The sequence below is a fragment of the Meiothermus sp. genome, from assembly GCF_026004115.1.
Taxonomy (GTDB): Bacteria; Deinococcota; Deinococci; order Deinococcales; family Thermaceae; genus Meiothermus.
Map to the genome: position 1 here is coordinate 1,767,793 of NZ_BPIM01000001.1, position 26,964 is coordinate 1,794,756.

Sequence of the window (26,964 nt, forward strand, 5' to 3'; positions counted from 1 at the left end):
ACGGCGGGCTGGCATATAATCTCCTCGCACCCACAGTGCATTAAAAAATCGCTGTTTTAGCTCAGGAGGAAGTAAATGAAGCGACGTGACTTCTTGAAGAAGGCGGGGATTGGTGCGGTTGCGGCCAGCACCGTATTCGGCCCGGTTTACGCCCAGACCGCCCAGCGCATCCGCTGGCGCATGGCCACCAGCTGGCCCCGCTCCCTGGACACCCTGTTTGGGGCAGCCGAGATTGTGGCCAAGCGGGTCTCGGAGATGACCGACGGTCGTTTTGAGATCACCCCCTTCCCGGCCGGCGAAATTGCCCCTGGCCTCCAGGTGCTCGATGTGGTGCAGGCCGGCAACGTAGAGTGCGGGCACACCGCCAACTACTACTACGTGGGCAAAAGCCCGTCCCTGGCCTTCGACACAGGGGTGCCCTTTGGTCTTAACCCCCGTCAGCAAAACGCCTGGCTGTACTACGGAGGTGGTTTGCAGGCCATGCAGCGGGTGATGGCCGACTTCAGCGCCATTACCTTCCCTGCCGGCAATACTGGGGTACAGATGGGCGGTTGGTTCCGCAAAGAAATCAAAGGCCCCGAAGACCTTAAGGGCTTGCGCTTCCGCATTCCTGGCCTGGGCGGGCAGGTCATGACCCGCCTGGGGGTAACCGTGCAAACCCTACCCGGAGGCGAGATTTTCCTGGCGCTGGATCGGGGCGCCATTGACGGCGCCGAGTGGGTAGGCCCCTACGACGATGAAAAACTGGGCCTCAACAAAGCGGCGCGCTTTTACTACTACCCCGGCTGGTGGGAGCCCGGTTCTACGGTGTCGGCCATTGTGAACCTGGATCGCTGGCGCAGCCTGCCTAAGGAGTACCAGGAAATCTTCAAGACCGCCTGCCGCGAAGCCAACGAAGCCACCCTGGCCGAGTACGACGCCAAGAACTCACCGGCCCTGGCCCGTTTGCAAAGGGCCGGAACCCAGATCCGGCCCTACCCCACCACGGTGTTGCAAGCCGCCAACCGCGAGTCCACGGCGCTCTACGAGGAAATCTCGGCCAAGGATGCGACCTACCGAGGCATCTACACCTCCTGGAAAACCTTCCGCGATGAAATTCGCCGCTGGTTTGCCACCAACGAGTTCCGCTACGACGATTTCGTTCGCAACCTGCGCTAGTCCATACCGGATGTAGTTGGCTCAGCGCGCCTGATTTTTGGCTCCCACGACGGGTGGGAGCCGTTCGTTTTGGGCCCGGGTCATTGACGCTGGGGGGTGGGGTGGTTAGGATAATCCGAGTCAATTTTTGAGGAGTGAAAGCGATGTTTTTTGAACCGGTAGGGTTACCTCGAGGGGGTGCTAGGTGCAGTTGCTGCTTACAGTATCCAGGCTGATAGACACCGTCAATGAGTGGGTGGGGCGCGTAGTGCTGTGGCTGGTGGTGCCGATGGTGGCCATAGGCGCCTACAACGCCATCGGACGGAGCCTCGATAAGTCGGTGGGCACTCGACTGGCCTCGAACACCTACTTCGAGCTTCAGTGGTACATTTTCTCGCTCATCTTCTTGCTGATGGTAGGTTATGTGCTCAAGCACGATGGCCATATTCGGGTCGATGTGGTCTATGCCCGCCTGGGCGAGCGGGGTCGGGCCTGGGTCAATATGCTCGGTTCCATCCTGTTTCTGGTTCCATTTGCGCTGGTGCTTTTTTATGTTAGCCTGCCCCTGGTTAGCTTCTCCGTACAGGTGCGCGAGATGTCCTCGGACGCAGGGGGCCTGCCGCGCTGGCCGCTGAAACTGATGCTGTTGCCTGCTTTCGTCTTGCTGGCATTGCAGGGGCTGTCGGAGTTCATTAAGAACCTGGCTTTCCTACGGGGGGTGCTGCCCCGCCTGCCCCACGAAGCCAAAGGGGAGGTTGCCTAGATGGTTTTGCAGGGCGGCGGTGTCGAACTATTGGGCGGAGCCATGTTTCTGGGGGCCCTGGTGCTCATCTTTACCGGTTACCCCGTGGCCTTTGCCCTGGGGGGGGTGGCGCTCATCTTTGGCGCAGTTGGAATTGCCATCGGTGAGTTTGACCTGCGCTTTGTGGGCAGCCTGCCCCAGCGCATCTTTGGCATCATGTCCAACTACACCCTGCTGGCCATCCCCTACTTCATATTTCTGGGGCTTATTTTAGAGAAATCCAAGCTCGCTGAGCAGCTCCTGGATACGGTGGGGCAGCTCTTTGGCCCGGTAAGAGGGGGCGTTGCTATTGCGGTGGTGCTGGTGGGTACTCTTTTGGCCGCAACTACGGGGGTGGTAGCCGCCACCGTGGTGGCCATGGGTCTGATTTCCCTGCCGGTGATGCTCAAGTATGGCTACAGCAAGCCTCTGGCTACCGGGGTGATTGCGGCCTCGGGAACGCTGGGCCAGATTATCCCGCCCAGCATTGTGCTGGTGGTGTTAGGCGACCAGCTGGGTGTCAGCGTGGGGGATCTGTTTTTGGGGGCCCTGATACCCGGTCTGATGCTCTCCGGCGCTCTGGTGTTGCTGGTGGCCCTGGTGGCCCTGGTAAGGCCCAAGATGGCCCCGGCCCTGCCGCCCGAAGCCCGGCCCTACAAGGGCTGGGAACTGGGACGGCGGGCTATCGTGGCCATGGTGCCGCCGGTTCTGCTAATTTTGTTTGTGCTGGGCAGTATTTTCTTTGGTATTGCCACCCCTACAGAAGCAGGGGCGGTGGGCTCGGTGGCGGCGCTCATTATGGCAGCCTTCTATCGCCGTCTGAGCTGGAAGGTTTTCCGCGATGCGGTGGTGGAAACCGCCCGCTTCACCAGCATGGTGATTTTTATCCTGATTGGGGCTACTGCTTTTAGTCTGATATTCAGGGGCCTCGAGGGCGACAAGTTGGTCAAGGACATCCTGGTAGCTTTGCCGGGAGGTGAGGTGGGCTTCATTGTTTTCGTGATGGTGCTGGTTTTTGTGCTGGGCTTCTTCATAGACTTCTTCGAGATTGCCTTCATTATTGTGCCGCTGGTGCTCCCGGCAGCGGAGGCCATCTGGCGGGCCCAGGCCGAGGCTTTGCAAATGGCCGGCAACTACGACCTTTCCACAGAAGCCTTTGTACAAGGGAAGCTTTTATGGTTTGGCATCATCCTGGCCATGAACCTCCAGACCAGCTTCCTTACACCGCCTTTTGGCTTCGCCTTGTTTTACCTGCGCGGGGTGGCCCCGCCGGAGGTCAAGACCACCGATATGTACCGCGGGGTCATTCCCTTCATCGCTGTGCAGATACTGGTGCTGATTATTACCATCGCTTTTCCATCGCTAAGCAGTTGGCTGCCTTCCCTGCGAGGCACACCCGGCGGCTAAGGAATAATACCGGATTCAAAAAGACAGTTTACAAAACCAAAAAACACCAGAGGCTGTCTTTTTGAATCTTAGAGCACTCCCTTCGGTCGGGTTAATTCGTCACCCTTTGGTGACGAATTAACCGAATCTGGTATAAGCAGCACCTTGCCGGTGGTTTTGCGTCCTTGCAATGCGATGTGGGCCTGGGCCGCCTGGGTCAGGGGAAACTCTGCGCCGATACGAATTTTGAGTCTGCCCTCTAAAGCCCAGCGCATTACGTCACCAGCCCGCCACTCGAGCTCCTCGCGGGTTTGGGTGTAGTGCCAGAGGGAGGGCCGGGTAAGGAATAGGCCGCCCTTCTGGTTCAGGATTTGAGGGTTGAAGGGCGCCACCGGCCCGCTGCTCTGGCCGTACAGGGCCAACATGCCCCGAATCCGCAGGCTGTTCAGGCTACCCTCCCAGGTAGACTGCCCCACGCCGTCGTAGACCACATCCACGCCCTTTCCGCCGGTTATTTCGCGGGCCTTCTGGTCGAAACCCTCGTAGGGCAGGGCATAATCGGCACCGGCATCTTTAGCCAAAGCACGTTTTTCTTCGGTGGAAGCGGTAGAAATTACCGTAGCTCCGATCATCTTGGCCATCTGAATGAGAAGTAGCCCCACCCCGCCCGCACCCGCGTGGATCAGGCAAGTTTCACCCGCTTTGAGCGGATAGGTGCTATAGGCCAGGTAGTGGGCGGTCATGCCCTGGAGCATCCCGGCAACAGCCACTTTGGGATCCAAACCCACCGGTACTTTGACCAACTTATCGGCAGGCACTAAGGCATACTCGGCATAACTGCCCTGAACATTGGAATAGACCACCACCTCGCCAGGGCGGATGCCTTCTACACCAGGCCCCACTGCTTCTACCACTCCGGCCCCTTCCTCGCCCACGGTGAAAGGGGTGGGGACAGCGTAGAGACCTGAGCGCTTGTAGGTGTCAATGAAGTTGACCCCAATGGCCTGAAGTCGTACCAGCGCCTGGCCCTCGCCAGGGGTAGGCGTGGGTATGTCCTCTAACTGCATGGCCTCGGGGCCGCCGGGCTGGTGAACGCGGATGGCTTTCATAGGGATAGCTTATAGCGGAAGGCCTATTGCCGAAAGCGGAAGGCTGAAAGCTCCAATAGAGCCAATAGCCTGTGCCTGGGTGTTTCCGGAGCAGTTTTGATGTACTTCTTGGGAATAAGCTTTGGGTTCTGTAACCCCAGGGCGGTTTCGGGCAATAGCCCCCTGGTGGTCTGGTAACCAAGAATTCATTATGCACTTTAGTGACTCCCAAATTGGCCGCACATCGCAATTATGGGCAATCAACGTGCTCTAAAACATGCCGAAAAATAAGTTACCCGTGCACTAGGTGAAGCGGGTGATGACATCGTCAGAAGGGCGGTTTCTCGAATCCAATCGCAAACCGACCTCACCGGCATCCCGAAGTTGACCCGTTCAACCTGGCCCAGCTTCAACAGCCTATGGCCCTTGACCCTGGACCCTCGACTAGGGGGCAACACCACTAGCGAAGTTTGAACGGCAGCCGACCCCTGGCCTGTGCTCCGCCCAGCACCTTGACCAGCGCTTTCAGGGTGGGAGCCCGGAAGCCGTAGGTCACGAAGGCCGGTTTGCGCAGACTCAAGATATGGTAGGGGTTCCATAGGGCGATATGGGTAGCCCGTTTGCCCAAGGTGAAGGCGTGTTTGAGTAGCTGGGCTTCTTGGGGGCTCAGGCTGCCCCGACCGACCGAGACCACCAGCAGGTAGTCGGCCTGGGTAGCTGCCTTTTCCAACTCGCCCTTGAACTCTTCGGCTTTCTGGGGGTTGTAAACGAACTGACCGATCCTGGCGAAGCGGGTTTTGAGCAGTTCGGCAAAGTCCTGAACAGCGATGGTCTCGCCATAGGGGCCTGCTTCGAAGGTGCTGCCTGCGGAGACCAGCAAAATTCGGTCTGAGCGCCGGGGACGCACGGGTTGCCGGTATGGGGTAATGCTTCGGAGGGCTACTTGCTCCATCAGCGTTTGATCTTTTTTCTGCTGGGTGGCGGAGTAGCTCCTGGGTAAACCGGGAAACCGTTGTGTGGCCGCCTTTAGCCGGTGCTGGCTCTGCTGAGCGCCTTCCCTGGATAGTTGACCCTTTTCTAGGGCCTCCTGGATGGCAGTGGCCTGGGCGATATGCACCTCGGGTTTGCCCAGCGACAAGATCATGTCGGCCCCAGCCTGAAGGCTTTTGACCGCCGCCTCGCCCACCGAGTAGTGCTGGGTGATGGCTTTCATGTCCAGCGCGTCGGTGACGATGATGCCTTTGAAGCTTAGCTTTTTGCGAAGGAAGCGGGTCAGGATTTTTTCCGAGAGCGTGGCGGGATACTGCTTGTCCAGGGCAGGGAAGCGAATGTGAGCGCTCATGATGGCGCTGATGTGGGCTTGTACGGCCTTACGAAAGGGATAGAGTTCGGTGCGCTCGAGTTCCTCCAGCGGTTTATTCACTACCGGCAGGTCGAGGTGTGAGTCCAGGAAGGTGTCGCCGTGTCCGGGAAAATGTTTGACCGTGGCCATCACCCCGGCCCCCTCGAGGCCCCGGGCCCAGGCCAGCGCCAGCCGGGCGACCTTTTTGGGGTCGGAGCCAAAACTGCGGTCGCCAATCACCGGATTTTTGGGGTTGGTGTTCACGTCCACCGAGGGGGCAAAGTTCCAGTTGATGCCCAGCGAGATGAGTGCGCGGCCCACCGCAGCCCCCACGGCCTCGGCGGTTTTGGCGTCCCCTATGGCGCCCAGGGCCATCGGGGCAGGTGCCTGGGCCAGTTCCAGCACGCGCTGCACGGCCCCGCCTTCTTGGTCAACGGCAATCCAGACCTGGGGCCCTAAAACCGCTCGAATATCGGCCACCAGCTCACGTACCTGTGCGGGGTTCTGGATGTTTTTACGAAACAAGCAGACCCCCCCAAAGCGGTAGCGCTCGAGGTGGGCGCGGGTGGCGGCATCCAGGGTGGGGCCGGGGATGTCTACCATCATTAGGCTGGTGGCGAGATACAGGCTTTCCATAAGCACCTCTTCATCGTAGGGGTGTCGGGCTAAGAAAGTTTGCAAAAAGTCTGGGTCTCTTAACATACTGAACAACCCGATTTGACAGAATATTACTTCAGAATGTAATTTAAATGTTAGAGTAAAACTTCAAAAAGGGAGTATCCTTGCTGAATCAAGCGCAAATCCTCGAGCAGCTTCGCCATGGCTTGATTGCCTCCTGCCAGCCAGTGCGGGGTGGGCCTCTGGATCACCCGGCTCTGGTAGCCGCCTTGGCCCAAGCTACTGTGGCCGGTGGGGCGGTGGGGGTACGCATCGAGGGACTGGCCGATTTAGAGGCAGTTCGGGGGGCGGTCGCGGTACCGATTATTGGCCTGGTTAAGCGTGAAGTGGTAGGCTCGCCGGTCTACATCACCCCCGAGCTGTCCGATGTGCTGGCTCTGGCCGAGCGGGGGGCCGATATCGTAGCGTTTGACGCCACCCAACGCCCGCGCCCGGAAGGAATGGGGACGATGATCGAAGCCATCCATGCCCAGGGTTGCCTGGCAATGGCCGACATCTCGACGCTGCAAGAGGGCCTGGCGGCCTACCAGCAGGGGGCCGACATGGTGGGCACTACCCTGTCGGGCTACACCGACTACTCGCCCAAGCTGGAAGGCCCGGATTTGGAACTGGTGCGCGCGCTTTCCAGGCGAGGGGTCAGGGTGATTGCCGAGGGCCGGATTGCCACCCCCCTTCAGGCCCGGCAGGCCCTGGAGGCAGGGGCTTTTGCGGTCACGGTGGGTACGGCCCTAACCCGCTTGGAGTGGGTCACGCAAGGTTTTGTGGATGCTTTGAAAAAGGTGGCTCAATGACAGGGGTGCAGAAACGTAGTACCAAAGCTTGGGATGGTATCGGGACCCCAGGGCCCCGAACTTCGGCCATGGATGACCAGAGAGGGCCAGGCTATGCCTAACGGTGCTTTGGCCTTATTGCGAAGCCTGGGGGGTGAGATGACCCCGGCCTTGCGCAAGATTGCCCGCTATGTGCAGGAAAACCCCGAAAAGCTGCTCTACCAGACGGTGGTGGAAGTGGCCGAGGCCTCGGGGTCGTCCGAAGCCAGCGTGATTCGCTTCTGCCGCGACCTGGGCTTTAGCGGCTTTCAGGAGTTCAAGCTGGCCCTGGCCTCCGACCTGGCCGCGAGCCCGGTGGGGCTGGGGCCGCAGGATAACCCCAGAACCCCTCAGGAGGCGCTCGAGTACGTCACTCACCATGCCAAACAGGCCCTCGAGGACACCTCCCGCCTGGTAGATCTGAAACTGGTAAACATGGCGGTAGACCTGATTTTTCGCGCTCAGCGCATCGACATCTATGGCGTGGGCGCCTCGGGAATAACCGCCCAGGACTTCGCCTACAAGTTCATGCGCCTGGGCTATACCACCCAGGCCTATCCCGATCCTCATATGGCGGCGATGGCCGCAGCTACGCTGGACAAGAAAGCCCTGGCCATTGGCATCACCCGCTCCGGCACAACCATAGATACCGTTAAAGCCCTTGAAGTTGCTAAGCGGTCGGGGTCAGCTACCCTGGCCATTACCCAGCGCACCCGAAGCCCGGTGGCCCGTTTTGCCGATGTGGTGCTGGTTACTTCGGTGGCCGAAAGCCCCCTGACGGGCGGTTCGGTAACGGCCAAAATGGGGCAGCTTCTGGTGCTGGACTTGCTTTATACCCTGGTGGCGCTGCGCAGAAAGCAAGCCGCCGACTTTATCGCCCGTACTGCGGCGGCGGTAGCCGACAGGAACTACTGATGTCGGATGGGCGCATTTCGTTTGGCTAACTCAGGCCCGACCTGATAGCAATCGCAGGAGGAGAAAATATGTTCAAGCGTTGGTTAACAGCATCGGTGTTGGCGCTCAGCTTGAGCGCGCTGGCCCAGACCCAGATAGAGTTCTGGACGTACTACCTGAGCCCCAACTTCGACAACTACATCAAGAGCACCATCGCCGATTTCGAGAAGGAAAACCCCACCATTAAGGTACGCTGGGTAGACAAACAGGACACCATGGAGCGCGACCTGACTGCGGCGGTGGCTTTGGGTAAAGCGCCTGATGTGGTCAACCTGTGGCAGGACTCCACCTTTGCGGCGGCCCAGAACAAAATTCTTACCCCCATCACCCAGCTGGTCAACCGCAACGTGCTCAACCAGCTCTACTACCCCAATGTGCTGGACATGTTCGTAATGGATGGTCAGGTGTATGGGCTGCCCTGGTATGGCTGGCTCGACCAGGGGGTCATGATGTACAACCCTGATCTGCTACAAAAAGCCGGTGTAGATGTACGCACTATTCGCAACACCGATGACCTGCTGGCGGCCTCGGCCCGTATCAAGCAAGCCACCGGTGCTTATGGCTGGCTGCCCCCGGTTAAAGACCCCAACGGAGCCAGCTTCCTGGGCCGCTTCTTCCTGGAGGGGTTACCAGTCTACGACAAAGACGGCAAGGCGGCTTTTAACTCGCCTGCCCACGTGGCCCTGTTGCAGAAGTACGTGGACGCCATGAAGAGCGACGTCATCCCACAAGAGCTTTTGCGCAAGGAAGCCTTCCAGCTTTCCAATGAGCTGTATAGCCAGGGTAAGGCGGCCATAGTGGTGGGCGCCCCTACTACCCTCAACCGCGTCAAGGAGGCCAACCCCGACCTCTATGCCAAAACCCGCATTGCCTCTGCGCCCCTGGGCAAGGCCGGCATCCAGACCGGCGGGGCCATGAGCCTGGTGGTGCCCCGCGCCTCCAAGAACCAGAGCGCAGCCATCCGCTTTGCCCTCTTCGTGACCAACCGCACCAACCAGGTCAAGTTTGCCAACGTGGTGCCCATCGTTTCCACGGCAGCGGGCTCAGAGAACGACCCCGGCCTCAAGGCCAAGAGCAACGACCCGCTCGAGATCGGTAAAGGCATGAACTCCGCCTCGGGCCGCCTGATTAACCCCGGCTTCAAGCCTCCCAAGAACACCGACGACATTTACAAGAACTTCAACGACAACATCGAGGCGGCTTTCCTGGGACGCAAGACTGCCAAGCAGGCCCTCGACGATGCCGTAGCCTTCTGGAACGCCAACGCGAAGTGAGCTAATGAGTCTATAGCTGATAGCTGATAGCTGGCGGTATTTTTTTAGCCATAGGCTATCAGCTATCAGTCAAGGGCGTTATATGAAACGACAGGCCTTGACCGCCACCCTCATTGCCTATGCCTTTTTAGCGCCGGCCCTGGTACTGATGGGGCTGTTTACCTTTTATCCGGTGTTCTACGGTTCCTATTTAGGCTTTACCGACTATACCGTGGCCGACCTGGCTTCGGGGGAGGGGCCGCGCTGGGTGGGGCTCAAGAACCTCCAGTTTGTGCTGGGCGACCCCCTGTTCCAGACCGGCATCCTCAACTCGCTGAAATACCTGCTGGTGGTGCCCCTATTGCAAATTGCCTCGCTGGCGGTGGCCGTGCTGGTCAATCAGAAACTCCCCCTGATGGCTTTTTTTCGCGTGGGCTACTACATCCCGGTGGTAACTTCTATCTCGCTGGCGGCGGTGATGTGGGAGTGGATTTTTCAGAAAGAGGGCTTTCTAAACTGGTCTTTGCAGCTCCTGAACCTGATTAATGCCGAAGGGCGGTTCAACTGGTTGCTCAACGAACATACGGCCCTGTGGGCCATCATGCTGGTGACCTTCTGGCGGGGCTTTGGCTACTACATGGTGCTCTATCTGGCCGGGCTGCAGAGCATTCCGGCGGAGCTCGAGGAGGCCGCTACCCTGGATGGGGCAACGGCCTGGCAGCGCTTCTGGCTGATTATCGTGCCGCTGATGCGCCCGACCCTGCTCCTGTGTAGCCTGCTCTCCACGATTGCGGCCATCCGGGTCCTCGAGGAAATCATCGTCTTCACCGGCGGCAGCGGGGGGCCGCTCAACAGCACCTATACGGCCTTGCTCTACGTGTACAACAAGAGCTGGGGCAACATGCTCAATGCCAACTTTGGCGTGGCTGGGGCGGCCGGGCTGCTGATAGCGCTGGTGGGGTTCGCTTTGAGCTACATCAATTTCCGGCTCACCCGCGAGGAAAGGGGTGAGCGATGAGCCCAGTACAAACCCAGGAAGCCGCCCGTATGCGGGCAAAAGCCGCCCTGCGCAAGGGGCTGCGCATCAGCCTGAGCTACGCGCTGATGCTTGTCATTCTGGGTTTTGCCATTTTTCCCTTCCTCTGGACCTTGGCCATCTCCATCACCGACAAACAGGCCAGCGGCATCAGCATCTACGACTTTCCCAAAAGCTTGTTCCCGCCAGCCGTCACGCTGGGCAATTTTTTCGAGGTGATTACCAAGCTCAACCTGGGGAAGTATTTCCTCAACTCGGTGATCATCACCGCTCTGACGGTGGTTGGAACCCTGGTGGTCTCGGCGCTGGCAGCCTATCCGCTGGCCCGGCTGCAGTTTCCGGGCCGGGGTCTGATTTTTGGGGCCATTGTGGCAACGCTGGTTCTGCCGACCGAGATTGCCTTTATCGTCAATGTGCTTACGCTGCGCGACCTGGGGTTGCTGGGCACGTATGCCGGGGTAGTGCTGCCCATCATCGCCACCGCATTTGGCATTTTTCTGATGCGACAGGCGTATCTGGCCATTCCTGGCACGCTGATGGAGGCCGCCCGCATAGACGGGGCCAGTGAGCTCCAGATTTTGTGGCGGGTGATGATTCCCCTGTCGGTGCCCTCGCTGACGGCGCTGGGCATCTTTACCCTGGTGGGCACCTGGAACGCTTTTTTCTGGCCCTCGGTGGCCCTCCTGACCAATGATGATCTGTTGCCCATGTCGGTGGCCATCCTGAAGCTCAAGGGCCAGTTCAACTACGATGTGTTCAACGTGGCAGCCGGGGCCATGATTATGATGATTCCTGTGCTGGTGGTCTTTTTCCTGGCTCAGCGCTTCTTCATGCGGGGCCTCGAGGGCGCCGTGAAGGGTTAGGGCAAATTTGGCTGATAGCAGATAGCCAATAGCTGTCAATTGTGGCCGATGGGTGCAAATCATGGGGGTCAGATCACTGCCAGAGTGATACAATCTGGTGCTCCACACACCCTGGCTTATTTATCGGAAACCACCTATGGGCTTTCTTATGGCGCACCGGACGGCTGCCCTTTTGCAGGTGGGTTCGGGTAGATTGGGTTTTAGAGTGGCGTCCGACCTATGAAGCGCGTTCTGTTGCTACCTGCCGATACCAGACCCGTGACCCTCGAGCTACCCCACCAACTGGCGCGGGTGGCCGGGCTGGAGATGCGTTCGCCCCCAATCGAAATCCTGAACAAGATGAACCAGCCGGGCAACACAGCAGCCCTGGCGGAGTGGCTGCGGCGCGAGGCCCCTGCTGCCGATGCCGCCATCGTGACCCTGGAGACCCTCGCCCTGGGCGGTATGATTCCGGCCCGGCGGGTTTCGGACCCCCTGGAAGAGGTGTTGCCAAGGCTCGAGGTGCTGCGCGAGATCAAGCAAAGAAGTCCGCACCTGCGCATTCTGGCCCACGGGGTGATTGTGCGGGTAGCCCATGACAACGACCCCCTGGAGGAAAAGCCCTACTACGGCGAATGGGGCCCGCTCTTACGCAAGTACTCGGAATGGATGGATCGCCTCGAGCGCAAAGAGGCCGCCGGACAGGAACCGGGCGATGCCCCGATGGAACTGGACCGGGCCCGGCTGCACCTGCCCAAAGAGGTTTTGCAGGACTGGCTGGCCACCCGCGAGCGCAACCATGCCCTGCACCTCGCGGCCATTGACCTGCTCAACGAGGGGGTGCTGGAGTACCTGGCCCTGACCCTGGACGACACCACCCCCTACAGCCTGGCCGCCCGCGACCGCCGGCGGCTCGAGGCCCGCCTGGACGAACTGGGCCTGTGGGGCGAGGCCGATATCTACCCTGGGGCCGACGAGGCCGCCTGTACGCTGCTGGCCCGGGCCCTGCTCAACCATGCCGGTCGCAAGACCAAGGTGCTGGTGCGCTACCCTTCGGTGCTGGCCCCCCAGGCAGCGATGCTCTACGAAGACCGGCCCCTGGGCGAACTGGTCAAGGCCCACCTGCGGGCGGCGGGGTGCGTGGCGGTGCAGAGCACCGAGCAGGCCGATCTGATCCTGGCCGTGAACGCACCGGCCACCCGGCAGGCCCAGCGCCAGCCCGACTACGAGACGGTGGACACCGCCGAGCGCCACCTGCCCGAGCTTATAGACCGGCTGGTCGGGGACCAGGCTGTCGGCCGGCTGGTTGCGGTGGCCGACGTGGCCTATGCCAACGGTGCAGAGAACCGCTTCATGCAGCTTCTGCTCCAGGCGGTCAACCTGCCCGTCGCTGGGGGGCTTTGCGGCCTGGAACACCGCCGGCAATAGCCTGGGCAGCGCCATTGCGAGCGGGGGTATGCGCCCTTTTTGGCGACGACCCGGTCTCGCTGGCTGAGGCCAACTTTTCCCGCCTGGTAGACGATTGGCTCTACCAGAGCCGGGTGCGCGCGGAGGTGCACCAAAAGCTGACCGAGGAACTGGGTAAGCCCCCCAGCCCCTACGACCTGGCCGAATTGCAGTGGGGAGCCGAACTCGCCATCGACCAGCGCCTGACCCCGCTGGCCCAAAGCCTTTGGCAGCAGTACTTTGCCCCCGCCCTGCCGGGGGTTCGGCTGGATTGGGGGCGGCCCCGGCTGGCCTGGCCGCGCCTGTTTACCGGGGTGTTCCCTTTGCGGCTGGTTCGAGAGGAGGGGTGATGGAGGGGTTGCAGCGCCTGTGGGTTCGCTGGAAGGAGCTATCGGCCTGGCAAGACCTGGAAGTCCTGCCCCTGATGGGCGAATTCCAGATGCCCGGTGGCCCCCGGGTGCCCCTGAAGCCGGGCGACCCCTGGCCCGACCTGGGTTTTCCGGTTCGGCTTTTTTTTGAGGCCGCGCTACCCCCTGCCTGGGCCGGAAAACCGGTCTGGATCCGGATAAAGCCGGGGGGGGAAGGTTTGTTGCTGGCAGGCGGTCAACCCCTGGGGGGGCTCAACCCTTATCACACCGAGTACCCCCTGCTGGTGCAGGCCCAGGGGGGAGAGGGGGTGCAGCTCGAGGTCGAGGCTGTGCCCAGGGGACTATTTGGCAGTCCGGTGGCCGCGCCCCGGCTCGAGGAAGCCACGCTTCTGGTGCCGGATCTGCAGGTGCGTGCGCTTTTGTGCGGAGCTGCGGGCTGTGCTGGAGGCCCTGCCCCATGTACAGACCTGACCTGGCTGCAGCTTTTGCTGGACGCGCTGAGCGAGACCTTTGCCCGCGTTCGCCTACCGCGCGGCCCGGCCCGGGCTTACCTGAACCAGCTCGAGCGATCGGTCTGGGCCCAGGAAACCGCCAAGCTGTGGGAGGAGTGGCGCTTTGCCGGGCCGGGCCTGCCCCTGGAGGCCGAACACCGGCAGAGCCTGGAGGAGGCCCGCCTCTTTCTCCAGCAGGCCATTGGACACATCCGCTCGCGCTACCCCTCGGTGGGGCGGCTCTTGCTCTCGGGCCATGCCCACATCGACCTGGCCTGGCTCTGGCCCATCGCCGAGACCCGGCGCAAGATTCGCCGCACCTTTGCTACCGTGCTGCACCTGATGGAGCGCTACCCCGGGCTTTACTTCAACCAGTCCAGCGCCCAGGCCTATGCCTGGCTCGAGGCCGACGACCCGGCTTTGTTTGAGCAGGTCAGGGCCAGGGTAGCAGGAGGGCCGCTGGGAGCTGGTGGGGGGGATGTGGGTCGAGCCCGACGGCAACCTGCTCTCGGGGGAGTCCTGGGTGCGGCAGATGCTCTATGGGCAGGGCTACTTTGAACAGAAGTTTGGCAAAAGGGCCCGCGTAGCCTGGCTCCCCGACACCTTTGGCTTTACCGGCAACCTACCCCAGCTTCTGCAACAGGGGGGGCTGCCTTACTTTTTCACCACCAAGCTGAACTGGAACGAGACCAACCCCTTTCCCCACGACCTGTGGCAGTGGGAGGGGCTGGACGGCTCGAGGGTGCTGGCGCACGCTTTCTGGAACCCCAACGAAAGCTACAACGGCCGCCTCGAGGCCCTGGACTTATGCGGTACCTGGAAAAACTTCAAGGGCAAGCGCCACCACGACACCTCGCTCCTTACCTTTGGCTACGGCGATGGAGGTGGCGGCCCCAGCGCCCCCATGCTCGAGCGCTTTGAGCGCTACCGCGAGTTTCCCGGCCTGCCCCGGCTGGAGATGGGTCGGGTGGAGGACTTCTACCAGAGGCTGGAAGAATCCGCACCGCCGTTACCTGTCTGGGTGGGTGAGCTCTACCTCGAGCTGCACCGGGCAACCTACACCACCCAGGCCCGGCTCAAAGAGCTCAACCGGCGCCTCGAGCAAACCCTGCTGGAGGCCGAGATGGCCTGGGCCCTGGCCTCGCTCAAGCCCCTCGACCCCCGGCTGGCCATAGACGAGCCTCGCTACCCGGCTCAGAACCTGCAGGCCTTCTGGAAGGTTTTGCTGTTGCACCAGTTCCACGACATCCTGCCGGGCTCGTCCATCCATAGCGTATCTCAGGAGGCCGCCGAAAGCCTCCAGATGGCCCTGGTTCAGGCCGAGGAATTGCGCCAGGAAGCCCTAGGCTTGCTTTCCACCGACGTGCGCAAGGTGCACCCGGAGGCCTTAGCCCATCTGATGGTGTGGAACCTGGGCACCACGGCGCGCCCCCTGCGGCTACAGATGGAGCGGCCAACCGAGCAGTTTTTTCGCCTGCTTACGGCCACCGGCGATGAGGTGCCCTACCAGGAGGCCGGCTCCCACATCCTGATTGCGGCCGACCAGACCGTGCCGGCCATGGGTTATCTGGCTCTGGCCGTGGTAGCCCACCTGGAGGCCCGCCGAACCCCCACTGTGCGGGTGAACGGGCAGGGCCGTGTGCTGGAGAACCAGCACCTGCGCCTGGAAGTGGCGCCCGATGGCACCCTGGCTCGCCTATACGACAAAGACCACCGGCGGGAAGTGCTGGCCGGGCGCGGTAACCAAATCTGGGCCTATACCGATGTGCCGCGCTACTGGGAGGCCTGGGATGTGGATGCCTCATATATGCGAGAGGGCCACGAGATTGCGGCCAGCGAGGTCAAGCTCATCGAAGCGGGCCCTTTGCGGGCCGGTATCTGGGTGGAGCGCAAACTGGGGGCCTCGAGCCTCGAGCAAATCTACTGGCTCTGGGGGGGTTCCCGCCGCCTGGAAATCGAAACCAGAATGCACTGGCAGGAGCGCCGTACCTTGCTAAGGGCCTTGTTCCCCCTGAACGTGCGTACCCACGAAGCCTGGTTCGATACCGCCTTTGGGGCCCTGGCCCGGCCCAACCACGCCAATACCGCCTGGGATGCGGCCCGTTTCGAGGTGCCCGCTCTGCGCTGGGCCGACCTGAGCGAGGCGGGCTACGGGGTCAGCCTGCTGGGAGGGTACAAGCACGGCTACAGCGCACACGCCAACGTGCTGGGCCTCTCGCTTCTGCGCGGCCCCCTCTGGCCTGACCCCCTGGCCGATGTGGGCGAACACGCCTTCACCTATGCCCTTTACCCGCACCCCGGCGATTGGCGAACGGGCACGGTGGCCGAGGCCGAAGACTTTGCAGCGCCTTTGCGGCCCCTGGCCCTGCCTGTGCATGCGGGTGGGCAGCCTCCTATCCGGCAGTTTTTGCGCTTGTCGCAAGGCGGCCTGCGGGTGGCTGCTTTCAAGCGGGCCGAGACGGGCTTCGGTTATATCCTGCGGCTCTACGAGGCCCATGGCGGGCGCGGTGTGCTGGAGCTCGACCTTAGTTCCCTGGGCATTCGCAAGGCGAGCCGGGTCAATCTGCTGGAAGACCTCGAGGAGGATCTTCTCCTGCAAAACGGCCATCTGGCGCTGGCCTATACGCCCTATCAAGTGATCAGCCTGAAACTGGAGGTATAGATGACACGATTGGCAGGAACCCTCGTCACCTCCAACCTGGCCTACCTAGGCCAGGTAGAGTTTGATGCACACATCAAAGCCATTGTTCCACTCGCTTCTACCGAGGGTGTTCCTTCGCGCTACATCCTGCCGGGGTTTGTGGATCTGCACGTGCATGGGGGAGGGGGCGTGGACTGCATGGAAGGGGAGGCCGCGGTGCGGCAGATGGCCCGCTTCCACGCCCGGCACGGCACGACGGCCCTGCTGGCCACCACCGTCACGGCACCACTGCCCGACCTCGAGAGCGCCCTTGAGGGCATTGCTGCCGTGGTGGAGAACCCCGGTCCCGGCGAGGCGCGGGTGCTGGGGGTGCACCTCGAAGGCCCCTTCATCAGCCCGCAAAAACTGGGCGCCCAGCCACCCTACACCCTGCTCCCAAGCCTGGAAACCATGCGACGGCTGCTCGCTTTGGCCCCCATCCGGGTGGTCACGCTGGCCCCCGAACTGCCGGGGGCGCTCGAGCTGATAACCTTCCTCAAAGCTGAGGGGGTGCGGGTGCAACAGGGCCATACAGAAGCGACCTATGCTCAGGCCAAAGCAGGTTTTGAGGCCGGAGCCCAGGGTTTTACGCACTTTTACAACGCCATGACCCCCCTGCACCACCGCGAGCCGGGCGTGGTGGGGCTGGCCCTCGAGCGCGCCGAATGGGCCGAAATCATCCCCGATGGGCTGCACGTCCACCCGGCGGCGGTTCGCGCAGCCTGGAAGTCCATTCCCCGCACCTATACCGTCACCGACGCGGTTGCGGCAGCTGGGATGCTCGAGGGAGAATACCGTCTGGGTCGTCATAAAGTCTACAAAAAGGATCAGGGGGTCTACCTGGCCGATGGCACCCTGGCCGGAAGCGCCCTCACCCTGGATAAGGCCGTCCAGAACCTACGCGGCTGGGGTTTTGCCTGGCCCGAGGTGGTACGGATGACCTCAGGGCTTGCCGCACAGTACATCGGATGGGAGGCCGGCCTGGAAGTGGGTATGCCCGCCGACCTGGTGGTACTGGACGAGCAACTTCGGGTGCTGGAAGTTTATATTCGGGGTCAGAAGCTGAGGGAAGTTGCATGAAGGCAGTCGATACCAAAATGTTCAAGGAGGCTCACCAGGCGCCCGCTGTGGTGGAACAAGCCCTGCGGGAAAACAAGAGCGAAATGGAACTTCTGGGCACCTTTTTGCGCCGCCATACCCCGCCTTTTGTGCTCACGGTCGCCCGGGGCAGCTCCGACCACGCCGCCCTTTACGGCAAGTACCTCATCGAAAGCCTCCTGGGGCTGGTCTGTTCTTCGGCCATCCCCTCGGTGCACACGGTCTACGGTCAACGCCTGGCCCTGCACCGGGCCCTGGTGGTGAGCATCTCGCAGTCGGGGCAGAGCCCCGACCTGATCGAGGTGACCCGCCAGGCCCGGCGCGACGGCGCTCTTACGCTGGCCCTGGTCAACCAGGAAAACTCGCCCCTGGCCCAGGCCGCCGAGGTGGTGCTGCCGCTGTGGGCCGGGCCCGAAGAAGCCGTGGCCGCCACCAAGAGCTACCTGGCCACCCTGGCCTCGTTGGCGCAGCTGGTGGCTGCCTGGGCCGAGGACAAGCCCCTCAAGGAGGCCCTGGCCATGCTGCCCGAGGCCCTTTATAAAGCGGCCCATGCCAACTGGCAGGCGGGTCTGGGGGCCCTGGTGGAGGCCGATAATGGCCTGGTGGTGGGGCGCGGCTATGCCTTTGCTGTGGCCAACGAGCTCGCCCTCAAGCTCAAGGAAACCAGCGCCTTCCACGCCGAGGCCCTGTCGGGGGCCGAACTGCTCCATGGCCCGGTGGCCCTGGTGGAGCCCGATTTTCCCTTGCTGGTACTGGTGCCCAGGGACAAGCCCCTGCCCAGCATGGTGGGTTTGCTGGAAAACCTGCGGGGTAAAGGGGGTCACCTGCTGGTGGCCTCCTCCGAGGCTGAGGCCCTGGATCTGGCCCACACCCCCCTGCCGCTGCCCACCAAGGTACACCCGGTGCTGGACTCAATTTTGCTGGCCCAGGCGTTCTATCCCTTTGCCGCCGAGCTTTCGGTGGCCCGGGGCCTCAACCCCGATGCGCCGCGCAATCTGTCCAAAGTGACGCGGACACGGTAGCGTGCTCTTCGCCCAGTGCCTGTTCATATATCCACCTGGCCGGCAAAGCGCGATAGGATGAAGCCATGGAAATTCGTAAGATTGGTGTAATCGGTGCAGGGCAGATGGGGGCCGGCATTGCCCAGGTGGCGGCTCAGGCGGGCTACCAGGTGGTGTTGCGCGACCTCGAGACCTCCTTCCTCGAGCGCGGCCTCAGCAGTATCAAGCGCTCCATCGGAAAGCTCTTGGAAAAGGGCAAGCTCGACCAGAGCGCGCACGATGCCGCGCTGGAACGGATAAAAACTACCACCCAGCTGGCCGACCTCAAGGACTGCGACCTGATCGTTGAGGCCATTGTGGAGGACGAGCCCACCAAGCTCGAGCTCTTCCGTGAGCTTGACTCAATCGTAAAGTCCGAGGCTATTCTGGCCTCCAACACCTCCTCCATTCCCATTACCCGGCTGGCCTCGGCCACCCGCAGGCCCGAGCGCTTTATCGGGATGCACTTCATGAACCCGGTGCCGCTGATGGAACTTGTGGAGGTCATCCGGGGCTATCTGACCGACCAGGCCACCACCCAGGCTGTGCTGGACGCGGCCCGACGGATGGGCAAAACCCCGGTGGAGGTCAACGACTACCCCGGTTTCGTTTCCAACCGGGTGCTTTTGCCCATGCTCAACGAGGCCATCCAGTGTGTGATGGAAGGGGTGGCCACCCCGGAGGCCATAGACCAGGTCATGAAGCTGGGCATGAACCACCCCATGGGCCCCCTCACCCTGGCCGACTTCATTGGCCTGGACACCTGCCTCTCCATTATGGAGGTGCTGCACCGGGGCCTGGGCGACGATAAATACCGCCCCTCGCCCCTGCTGCGCAAGATGGTGCAGGCCGGGCTTTTGGGGCGTAAGAGCGGGCGGGGCTTCTACCGCTACGACGAAAAGGGCAACAAGATCGGATGACCCGGCTGGATCACCTGGTGCTGGCGGCCAGGACCCTGGGAGAGGGGCTGCAGTACGTTCAGGATACCCTGGGGCTGGAGCTACCGCCCGCCGGAGGCAAGCACCCCTTGATGGGCACGCACAACCGTTTGCTGAACCTGGGCAACGGGGCCTATCTGGAAATCATCGCCATCGACCCCGAAGCCCCTCCGCCCGCCCAGCACCGTTGGTTCGACCTCGACCGCTTTACCGGGGCCCCGCGCCTGCGTACCTGGGTGGCCCGCACCGAGGATTTAGCGCGCTATCAGGGGTTTGGTCTGGGCCCGGCGCGGGAGGCCCGTAGGGGAGAACTGGAATGGCACATCACCCTCCCCGAAGATGGGCGCCTGCACTGGGGCGGGGTGGTGCCTTACCTGATTCAGTGGGGCCTGCGCCACCCTACCCATACCCTGCCGAACGTGGGCTGCCGCCTGGTGGAACTGGTGCTCTTTCACCCGGAGGCGGAAGCGGTTGCGCGGGTGCTGCAAAAGCTAGATCTCGAGCTGAACCAGATTCGCCTCGAGCCCGCTCCAAAGCCCGAGCTGAGGGCCTTTGTCCAGACCCCTGGAGGCTTACAGCTGCTGCGGTAGTCACCCCTCGAGGGTCTTTTGGGTTGTCGAGGGCTTGCGCTGGGCGGCCAGGTGCGACAGCCAGGAACCCAGCCGGTCTACCAGCCGGCTCAAGGGGCCTTTTTGTGCCTGCCGGCGAGCCGAAAGGGTGGCTTCTTCAGGGCCTACATCATGGCCGAGGGCCTGCGATAAGTAGTAGCGGTGGTCGGAAATCCACAGGTACAGGTCGGCCTCGGTGCGGCCCGGGAAATTCTTCATCACCCCGTTTTCGCGGATTTCCAGAATGGTGGGCAGGTAGAGGTTGTCGTACCAGTCGGTGACGGCTTCTTCCCAGCTTATAGAGCGCTTCTGGTTGAGGCCCATGAAGTACTGATGGGTGTGGATGTGGTCGAGCAGTACGTCGTAGCGTCCGGCCTTGCTGAACAGGATGGGCTCGTGGCCCGGGCGCAACTCGGGCAGCCGGGTTTTCGCCAGAAACTCAGCGTACTCGCCCTTCAAAATCACATCCTTAAGGGTATCGTCGGGGTCTAGGTCTACCGGCACATCCAGCTCGGTCACATAGGCGTCTATGTAGTGCTGGCCCTGGGCTTTAGCCAGGGCGGTGCGGTGGTTGCCATCCTTGACAAAATATATATCGCCTACCTTGTAAACATGAATGGGGGGAAACTCGGTGCCCTCGAGCTGGGCCTGGCGCAGCTTGGTCCAGCGCTCCAGGGTAAAAGGTTCTTTGGGCATGAACTCGGCGTCGAAGTCGCCGTAGCGATCTACGGTGCCGATAATTTTGTCTACCTCGATGGTTTGTAACCCCCTGTACGACTCCCCTTTGGGTCGCAACTCTGAAACCGCACTGTAAGGCAGTAAATCGTTGTCTTTGCCGCGCAAGCGGCGCAGGATGTCGTGGATTAATACGCGGCGCGACAGAGCCTCTGCTTCCAATTGGGCTTGGCGCTCTAATTCCATAAACTTCACCTTAGCGTATTAGCTTCAACAAAACATAGTTTCTGTATCACGACCCACTTGAGGCTGCTCTTAGCCTTCTCAGGTTGCGGGTTCCCCTGAATAGGGCTGCGGGTTTTGATGTTGGGGTTGAAGTCGAAGTTTTCTTTTCGACCCTGGCCCATTATAGCTCATTTATACAAGCGCTTTGTGTTCATCGGTCTTGCAAAGTATGGGTTATCGTGCGTTATGAACCCTTGGTGACGAGATGTACAGCGTCGGATGATTTGCGCTGGCATTTGACCCTGGACGCCCTTGACCGGTGACTCTAGACCCGCGACCCACGTAGACGCCTTCATAGCCACGGGTTGGGATAACGCTGTGCCGGGCTCAGTTCATCAAAGCCTCGAGGCCGGACTGCGATAAGTCAGGCCCTGGTGCATTGGTTTGCAGGCTTCCCTCATCTGCTCGGACTAAGATGGCCTTTGATGCGCTTTGTTGTATTTGCATTGATGTGCTTGTTGCCACTGGCCTGGGCCTACACCGAAGGGGTAATATATATTCCTCTGGATGACCGGCCACCCAACTGGTCGCCCTGCACCTGGAAGTTGGTAGATTGCCCGCCTAGAACGCTTTACCAGGGTCGGGATGGCGTAAATCCGCAGGATCTCTTGAATTGGCTGCAAGAACAGCCGGGTCGCACGCTGATTGTCAGCCTGGACGCGCTGGTATACGGCGGGCTGGTGCAGAGCCGCAGTTCTGCCCTGGCCTTGCACGAGGCTCTGGATCGCCTGGAAGTGCTGTTCCGCTGGCGGGAGCGCACCAATGCACAGGTGCTGGCCTTTGGTGTGATTCCAAGACATCCCGATGCTACCAACCGCGAGCGAAACCTGGCGCTGTTGCGCAACCTGGCTAATGGCTTTGTGTACGTCGAAGCGCCCTGGGACGATGCTTTGCCCGGCTCGCCCGCTGTGGCCGAGGCCGCTACGCTGCCCATTCCGACCCGGCCTGGGGCCGACGAAGCCGGACAGGTTTTGTTGTTGCGGGCGCTGAATCCGGGAGTGCGGGTGCGGGTGCTCTACGACAATCCTCAGGCGGCCCCGCAGGTTACGCGCTACGACGGGATTCCCTTGCAGGAATCCGTAGCACGCTTGCTGGCCTCGGCGGGAGCGGTGCTGGTGGACAGCCAGCCCGATCTGGTGCTCATGGTCTACACCGGAGGAGACCCCCGACGGGGGGTTCTAACCGTATTGCGCGGCTTGCGCGAGGCCCCGGTAGCGGTGGCCGATATTGCCCGGGTCAACCGGGGCGATGCTTCGCTGGTACGGTATCTGGTGGCACTGGACCTCTACCGCGATCTGGCGGCGTACGCTGCGTGGGGAACCCCCGCCAACAATCTGGGGACTGCTTTAGCCCAGGGGGGCTTGTTTGCGGTTTCCCTTTGCCAGAAAGCTGGAAATCCTCCGACCGCATGCCAGGAATGGCGCAGCCGTGCCCTGGCCCAGGCCTACCTCGAGTTTCTTTGGGGAGAGATAGGCCGGCCCTGGGTGCGTGCCCGCTTTCCCGAACCCCTCACCGAGGAGGCCGCCCGCTACGTTTTTGAGCAATTACAATCTGAACCTACTCCACACTTGAGGCTGGGGCAACTTCAGCCAACGGGTCTGATATTCCCCTGGAGACGCAGCTTTGAAGCCGAATGGCAATTCCGACTGGAGCCGGTCGATCAAACGCAACGTTGAGCCCTGGAATGCTTTTAGAAATGAGTTAAAAATGCCTTGCTGAGGGTATTTAATGCGCACAATAAAACCCTAAGCTCAAACCAACAGCGGCAGTTGGAATTGCAGGTTGTGATGCGTGAACTTGCGCTACGGTTACGTAGTCCTAGGCTATGTTGATATGAGCGTTCCATATCAGGGCATGCTGGCCCTCCTGCGAGAACTGGTGAGCAGCCCAGATCTGGAGTCGCTTGTAACGGCGGCCCTCGAGGGGGCCTTGCGCTTGATTCCCGGGGCTCAGGCTGGCTCTGTCTTGCTGCGGCAAGGTAACTTTTATCGTTTTGTGGCCATGCGAGTCCACAACATTCCTTTGCCCCGTTACTCCCTGAGCCTTGAAGATGAGCTGCGCTGGTATGGGGCCAGCCTTGAAGATGCGCTCTTGGCCCGGCCCAACATTGTGCAGGTTCGGCCCGAGCTGAGCGGGCTTGTTGCCCAAGACCGGCAGACCCTGCACCAGATTTACTGGTCACTGAATGTACCCATACCGCTCAATGGCAAGGTAGAAGCCTGGCTCTGCCTCGACCGTCTCGAAGCGGCTCCGTTCTCTTCGGAGGCCTTGCCCCTGGCCCAGGAGTTGGGCTCTAGCCTGGGGGTGGTGTTGCAGACCCTGAAAGAGCGGCAAAACACCCAGGCTCGCCTCGAGCGCGAAGAACGGCTGGCCCGGGTACTGGGGATTCTTTCCACCTTTCGCGAAACAGAGCTATTGTGGCAGTCGTTGCCCCATCTGATTTTAGAGATACTGGGCGAGGAGCGGGCAGTGACCTTACGGCGGGTAGGTGATGAGCTCCGGGTATTTGCGGCCTTGAACTGGGATGAGGCGCTGGGTCTTACCGTGCCCCGGGGTAAAGGGGTTTCGTGGCTAGCCCTCGAGGAACGAACCGTCCAGATGGTGCGAATGGATGATCCCCGATTACATCTGAATGTAGTCACAGACCCTGCAGATTTTGCGGCCTTTGTGCCTGTGCAGGATGCCCACGGCGAGGGTTTCGGTGTGGTGGTTGCATATTCAAAATACCCGTTCGAACCGGAGGATGCCGCCGTGCTGGAATCGTTTGGCCGGGGCGTTGGGCAGGTGCTGGCACGGCTGGAAGCCCAGGCTGCTCAGGAGCGCGAGCTAGCCCGCTTACAAACCCTGACCCACATCAGCCAGCGTTTGACCGCTGCACAAACCACCGAAGAGCTGCTGCAACAGATTGTGCGAGAAGCCCTGGAGCAGACCAAAGCCTCGACCAGCCTGGTCACGCTTTACCGCCCCAAAGACGATGTGCTCGAGGTGGTGGCAGCGGCAGGTCATGCCGCCGAACAGGCCGCAGGCACCCGTCATCCACGGGGTAAGGGTTTGGCCTGGCGGGTGCTGGAACACCGCGGTACCTTGTATTTGCCTGATGCCTCAATAGAATCCAGCGCGGTTTTTACCTCTGGTAGTCGGGTCAAAGCAGCCTATCTGGGGGTGCTGCTGGGCGACCCGGAGGGGCGAACCGTGGGGGTGCTATCGGTGGATACGGCTGGGACAGGGGGGGCGATACAGCTTCAGGATCGCTATGCCCTGGAGGCACTGGCCAGGGTGGCGGGGGTGATGCTTTCACGTTTGCAAGCCCTCGAGCAGGCCTACCAGCAAACCGATAACTACCGGGCGCTGGTGCAGATGTCCACCGACCTGGAGATGCTGGATGACCCGCAGGCCATGGCTCAGCGGGCCATCGAAACCTTGCTGAGCCTGACGGGTTTACATGCAGGAGGGGTTTTTCGCTTCGTGGCCGGTAGTGAAGATCCACAAAGCGGTCATCTAGAACTTCAGGTACGGCATGGACGCTACGGACTGGGTGAGCTGCTAAGCTATCTTGACATCCTGCCGGTGCGCATAGGAGAAGGCTTCATGGGCAAGGCCCTGGCAACCGGCCAGACCCAGCTACTCGACGACTATCAAACCTGGGAAGGCGCCTGGCCCAGATTCAAGAATCTGGCGCTGCGCACGGCCGTCACCACCCCCCTACAGGTTCGGGGCCAGCCGCATGGGGCCCTGACCCTGGCCAGTTTTCACCACAAGGTGGCGATTTCAGATGAAAATATCTCGCTCCTGGAGGCGGTGGCGCGGCGGTTGGAACGGGCCTGGGAACGTGTGCGACACCTGGAAGAGATCACCCGTACCCGCGAGGATGCCCTGCGCGCGCTGGGACTGGGTCTGGAGTTGCGCGACCTCGAGACCAAGGGGCACACCGACCGGGTGGTGGCCCTGAGCGAAGCCCTGGGGCGGCGCCTGGGCTTTGGTGACCTCGAGGGCCTTCGCATGGGGGCCTACCTGCACGACCTGGGTAAGCTGGCCATCCCGGACTCAATTTTGCTCAAACCCGGCACCCTCACCGATGCCGAGTGGCGCATCATGCAAAGCCACTGCGATATTGGGTTTGGCATGCTGGAAAACCTGGGGTTCTTGTCCCAGACGGCCCGCAACATCGTGCGCTACCACCACGAGCGGATCGATGGCTCCGGCTATCCCTTTGGCCTGACCCGCGATGAGATTCCCCTCGAGGCCCGTCTTTTTGCCGTAGTAGATGTGTACGATGCCCTGCTGCAGTCGCGCCCCTATAAGGCTGCCTGGAGCCAGCAAGATGCCCTGCGTGAGCTGCGCAAACAAGCGGGTGATACCCTCGATGCCCGTATCGCGCAGGAATTTATCGCCCTGATTAGCGAGCAAGTGCAAACCCGAAAATAGCCAGGGCTTGTGGGCTGGCAAAGCAATCCAGAAAGGCTGCGAGCGCCCTGGGTTGTATTCCCCGGATACTGGGATGCACCTAAATTCGAGTTTTCGGTGCAACGAAATGGATACTGGGGTGCTATACTTTGTCGGTTGACGCGGCTTTACTGCGTGCTACAGGAGGATAAAGTTGCAACGACTGGTAACTTCGGAATCGGTGACGGAAGGGCACCCCGACAAACTGGCCGACCGCATTTCTGATGCGGTGCTGGATGCGATTCTGGCCGAGGATGCCGAGGCCAGGGTGGCCTGCGAAACCCTGGTGACCACAGGCTTGGTGATGGTAGCAGGCGAGATTACCACCAAGAGCTATGTGGACATTCCCCGCCTGGTGCGCCAGACCGTGCTCGAGGTGGGCTATACCCGGGCCAAATACGGCTTCGATGGCGATACCTGTGCGGTGCTTACGGCCATAGACGAGCAGTCGCCCGACATTGCCGGCGGGGTCAACGAGTCCTGGGAGTGGCGGGTGCTGGGCTCGCGGGACGAGTTCGACCGGGTGGGTGCGGGCGATCAGGGCCTGATGTTTGGCTACGCCACCGACGAGACCCCTGAACTAATGCCGCTGCCCATCTCGCTGGCCCACCGTCTGACCAGGCGGCTGGCCGAAGCCCGTAAAACCGGCGAAATCCCCTACCTGCGCCCTGATGGTAAGGCCCAGGTGACCGTGGTTTATGAGGGTCAGAAGCCGCTGTATGTGGGTACGGCCCTGGTTTCCACCCAGCACTCCGAAGAGGTTGAGACCGACCAGATCCAGCACGACATTCGCACCCTGGTCATCGAAAAGGCCATTCCGGAGCAGTACCTGAGCAAGGAAACCCAGTACCTGGTGAACCCCTCGGGCAAGTTTGTGATTGGCGGGCCACACGGCGACACCGGCCTGACCGGGCGCAAGATAATCGTGGATACCTACGGGGGTGCGGTTCCTCACGGTGGGGGGGCCTTTAGCGGTAAAGACCCCACCAAGGTAGACCGCTCGGCAGCCTACTACGCCCGTTACATCGCCAAGAATATTGTGTCAGCCGGGCTGGCCAAACGTGCGCTCATCGAGCTGGCCTATGCCATCGGCAAAGCCCGCCCGGTGGGCATGCGGGTCGAGACCTTCGGCACAGGTATGGTGCCCGATGAAAAGCTGACCGAAGCTGCCCAAAAAGTCTTTGATGCCCGTCCCAGGGCCATCATCGAGAACCTCAACCTGCGCCGCCCCATCTACACCGCCACCTCGGCCTATGGCCATTTTGGCCGCGAGGGCTTCCCCTGGGAAAACACCGATAAGGTTGAGGCGCTTCGCCAGCTTCTGCCATAACCTGCCTGTGATACCAACTTTACTTGGACAGTTAGCTTTGAGGGTCGTCCCAAGCCCCCTCATCCGGCGACACCCCAGGTGCAGTCAAGCGTGTTCCTATCGCTGTTTGTAAATAGCGCGGTCGGGGTGTCGCCACCTTCTCCCTCCAGGAGAAGGCAAGGGTTCGTGTGGATTTGGTATGAAGGACCAAGACGGCTTTCGGGCCGTCTTTTTTTGATTTGACCCGGCTATCCCAGAGATGTATACTGTATACACT

At 61.3% G+C, this 26,964-nt stretch carries 22 protein-coding genes; 19 read left to right on the plus strand and 3 right to left on the minus strand.

All coding sequences use genetic code 11. The annotated features are described in order from the left end of the window. The first annotated feature begins 75 nt into the window (after window positions 1-75). From Q0X23_RS08515 to Q0X23_RS08525, 3 genes are all read left to right on the plus strand, one after another. A complete protein-coding gene (locus Q0X23_RS08515) occupies window positions 76-1,158 on the plus strand; it encodes a TRAP transporter substrate-binding protein (RefSeq protein WP_297859908.1) in 1,083 nt (360 codons plus the stop codon). Window positions 1,159-1,342: 184 nt separating this feature from the next. Beyond that, window positions 1,343-1,900: a TRAP transporter small permease subunit gene (locus Q0X23_RS08520; RefSeq protein WP_297859909.1), complete on the plus strand. Its 558-nt coding sequence runs from the start codon at window positions 1,343-1,345 to the stop codon at window positions 1,898-1,900. After that, the gene (locus Q0X23_RS08525; RefSeq protein ID WP_297859910.1) at window positions 1,901-3,325 is read left to right on the plus strand and encodes a TRAP transporter large permease subunit; all 1,425 of its coding nucleotides are present in this window, start codon (window positions 1,901-1,903) and stop codon (window positions 3,323-3,325) included. 68 nt (window positions 3,326-3,393) lie between these two features. Here the strand turns inward: Q0X23_RS08525 and Q0X23_RS08530 are convergent, their stop codons facing one another. Together Q0X23_RS08530 and nagZ are read right to left on the minus strand one after the other, a co-directional pair. Next, window positions 3,394-4,413, minus strand: a complete 1,020-nt coding sequence (locus Q0X23_RS08530; protein WP_297859911.1) for a quinone oxidoreductase — start codon at window positions 4,411-4,413, stop codon at window positions 3,394-3,396. A 439-nt stretch (window positions 4,414-4,852) separates the two neighbouring features. Beyond that, window positions 4,853-6,370: a beta-N-acetylhexosaminidase gene (nagZ, locus tag Q0X23_RS08535; protein ID WP_297859912.1), complete on the minus strand. Its 1,518-nt coding sequence runs from the start codon at window positions 6,368-6,370 to the stop codon at window positions 4,853-4,855. Window positions 6,371-6,516: 146 nt separating this feature from the next. Between nagZ and Q0X23_RS08540 the strand changes: the two genes are divergently transcribed. The 13 genes from Q0X23_RS08540 to Q0X23_RS08605 all read left to right on the plus strand — a co-directional run bounded on the left by Q0X23_RS08540 (window position 6,517) and on the right by Q0X23_RS08605 (window position 19,957). After that, the gene (locus Q0X23_RS08540) at window positions 6,517-7,203 is read left to right on the plus strand and encodes an N-acetylmannosamine-6-phosphate 2-epimerase (RefSeq protein ID WP_297859913.1); all 687 of its coding nucleotides are present in this window, start codon (window positions 6,517-6,519) and stop codon (window positions 7,201-7,203) included. Between the two features lie 93 nt (window positions 7,204-7,296). Then, the gene (locus Q0X23_RS08545) at window positions 7,297-8,136 is read left to right on the plus strand and encodes a MurR/RpiR family transcriptional regulator (protein ID WP_297859914.1); all 840 of its coding nucleotides are present in this window, start codon (window positions 7,297-7,299) and stop codon (window positions 8,134-8,136) included. 68 nt (window positions 8,137-8,204) lie between these two features. Continuing rightward, window positions 8,205-9,449: a sugar ABC transporter substrate-binding protein gene (locus tag Q0X23_RS08550; protein WP_297859915.1), complete on the plus strand. Its 1,245-nt coding sequence runs from the start codon at window positions 8,205-8,207 to the stop codon at window positions 9,447-9,449. An 82-nt stretch (window positions 9,450-9,531) separates the two neighbouring features. Beyond that, window positions 9,532-10,446 (plus strand): carbohydrate ABC transporter permease, encoded by a 915-nt coding sequence (locus Q0X23_RS08555; protein WP_297859916.1) that lies wholly within the window; start codon window positions 9,532-9,534, stop codon window positions 10,444-10,446. Further along, window positions 10,443-11,327, plus strand: a complete 885-nt coding sequence (locus Q0X23_RS08560) for a carbohydrate ABC transporter permease (protein WP_119341375.1) — start codon at window positions 10,443-10,445, stop codon at window positions 11,325-11,327. The genes Q0X23_RS08555 and Q0X23_RS08560 overlap by 4 nt, the downstream gene beginning before the upstream one ends. 219 nt (window positions 11,328-11,546) lie before the next feature. Then, window positions 11,547-12,734: a DUF4127 family protein gene (locus tag Q0X23_RS08565; RefSeq protein WP_297859917.1), complete on the plus strand. Its 1,188-nt coding sequence runs from the start codon at window positions 11,547-11,549 to the stop codon at window positions 12,732-12,734. Between the two features lie 14 nt (window positions 12,735-12,748). After that, window positions 12,749-13,102, plus strand: a complete 354-nt coding sequence (locus tag Q0X23_RS08575; protein ID WP_374707452.1) for a DUF4127 family protein — start codon at window positions 12,749-12,751, stop codon at window positions 13,100-13,102. Beyond that, window positions 13,102-14,169 carry a hypothetical protein gene (locus Q0X23_RS08580; protein ID WP_297859918.1) on the plus strand — a complete coding sequence of 356 codons (1,068 nt, stop codon included), beginning with the start codon at window positions 13,102-13,104 and terminating at the stop codon, window positions 14,167-14,169. Before Q0X23_RS08575 ends, Q0X23_RS08580 begins: the two co-directional genes overlap by 1 nt. Beyond that, on the plus strand, window positions 14,090-16,273 hold the full coding sequence (locus tag Q0X23_RS08585) for a glycoside hydrolase family 38 C-terminal domain-containing protein (protein WP_297859919.1): 2,184 nt from the start codon (window positions 14,090-14,092) through the stop codon (window positions 16,271-16,273). The genes Q0X23_RS08580 and Q0X23_RS08585 overlap by 80 nt, the downstream gene beginning before the upstream one ends. Then, on the plus strand, window positions 16,274-17,371 hold the full coding sequence (gene nagA / locus Q0X23_RS08590) for an N-acetylglucosamine-6-phosphate deacetylase (RefSeq protein ID WP_297859920.1): 1,098 nt from the start codon (window positions 16,274-16,276) through the stop codon (window positions 17,369-17,371). It abuts the gene before it with no gap. Continuing rightward, window positions 17,368-18,411 carry an SIS domain-containing protein gene (locus tag Q0X23_RS08595; protein ID WP_297859921.1) on the plus strand — a complete coding sequence of 348 codons (1,044 nt, stop codon included), beginning with the start codon at window positions 17,368-17,370 and terminating at the stop codon, window positions 18,409-18,411. The genes nagA and Q0X23_RS08595 overlap by 4 nt, the downstream gene beginning before the upstream one ends. 65 nt (window positions 18,412-18,476) lie before the next feature. Then, window positions 18,477-19,349, plus strand: coding sequence for a 3-hydroxyacyl-CoA dehydrogenase family protein (locus Q0X23_RS08600; protein WP_297859922.1), 873 nt, complete (start codon window positions 18,477-18,479; stop codon window positions 19,347-19,349). After that, window positions 19,346-19,957 (plus strand): VOC family protein, encoded by a 612-nt coding sequence (locus tag Q0X23_RS08605; protein WP_297859923.1) that lies wholly within the window; start codon window positions 19,346-19,348, stop codon window positions 19,955-19,957. Before Q0X23_RS08600 ends, Q0X23_RS08605 begins: the two co-directional genes overlap by 4 nt. Here the strand turns inward: Q0X23_RS08605 and Q0X23_RS08610 are convergent, their stop codons facing one another. Further along, a complete protein-coding gene (locus Q0X23_RS08610; protein WP_297859924.1) occupies window positions 19,958-20,896 on the minus strand; it encodes a DUF4032 domain-containing protein in 939 nt (312 codons plus the stop codon). 464 nt (window positions 20,897-21,360) lie between these two features. Between Q0X23_RS08610 and Q0X23_RS08615 the strand changes: the two genes are divergently transcribed. The 3 genes from Q0X23_RS08615 (at window position 21,361) to metK (ending at window position 26,708) form a co-directional block, all read left to right on the plus strand. Beyond that, window positions 21,361-22,611, plus strand: coding sequence for a DUF4127 family protein (locus Q0X23_RS08615; RefSeq protein WP_297859925.1), 1,251 nt, complete (start codon window positions 21,361-21,363; stop codon window positions 22,609-22,611). Between the two features lie 157 nt (window positions 22,612-22,768). After that, window positions 22,769-25,360, plus strand: coding sequence for an HD domain-containing phosphohydrolase (locus Q0X23_RS08620; protein ID WP_297859926.1), 2,592 nt, complete (start codon window positions 22,769-22,771; stop codon window positions 25,358-25,360). Window positions 25,361-25,526: 166 nt separating this feature from the next. After that, entirely contained in the window at window positions 25,527-26,708 is a 1,182-nt protein-coding gene (gene metK, locus Q0X23_RS08625) for a methionine adenosyltransferase (RefSeq protein WP_297861196.1), read from the plus strand. Window positions 26,709-26,964 lie beyond the last annotated feature (256 nt).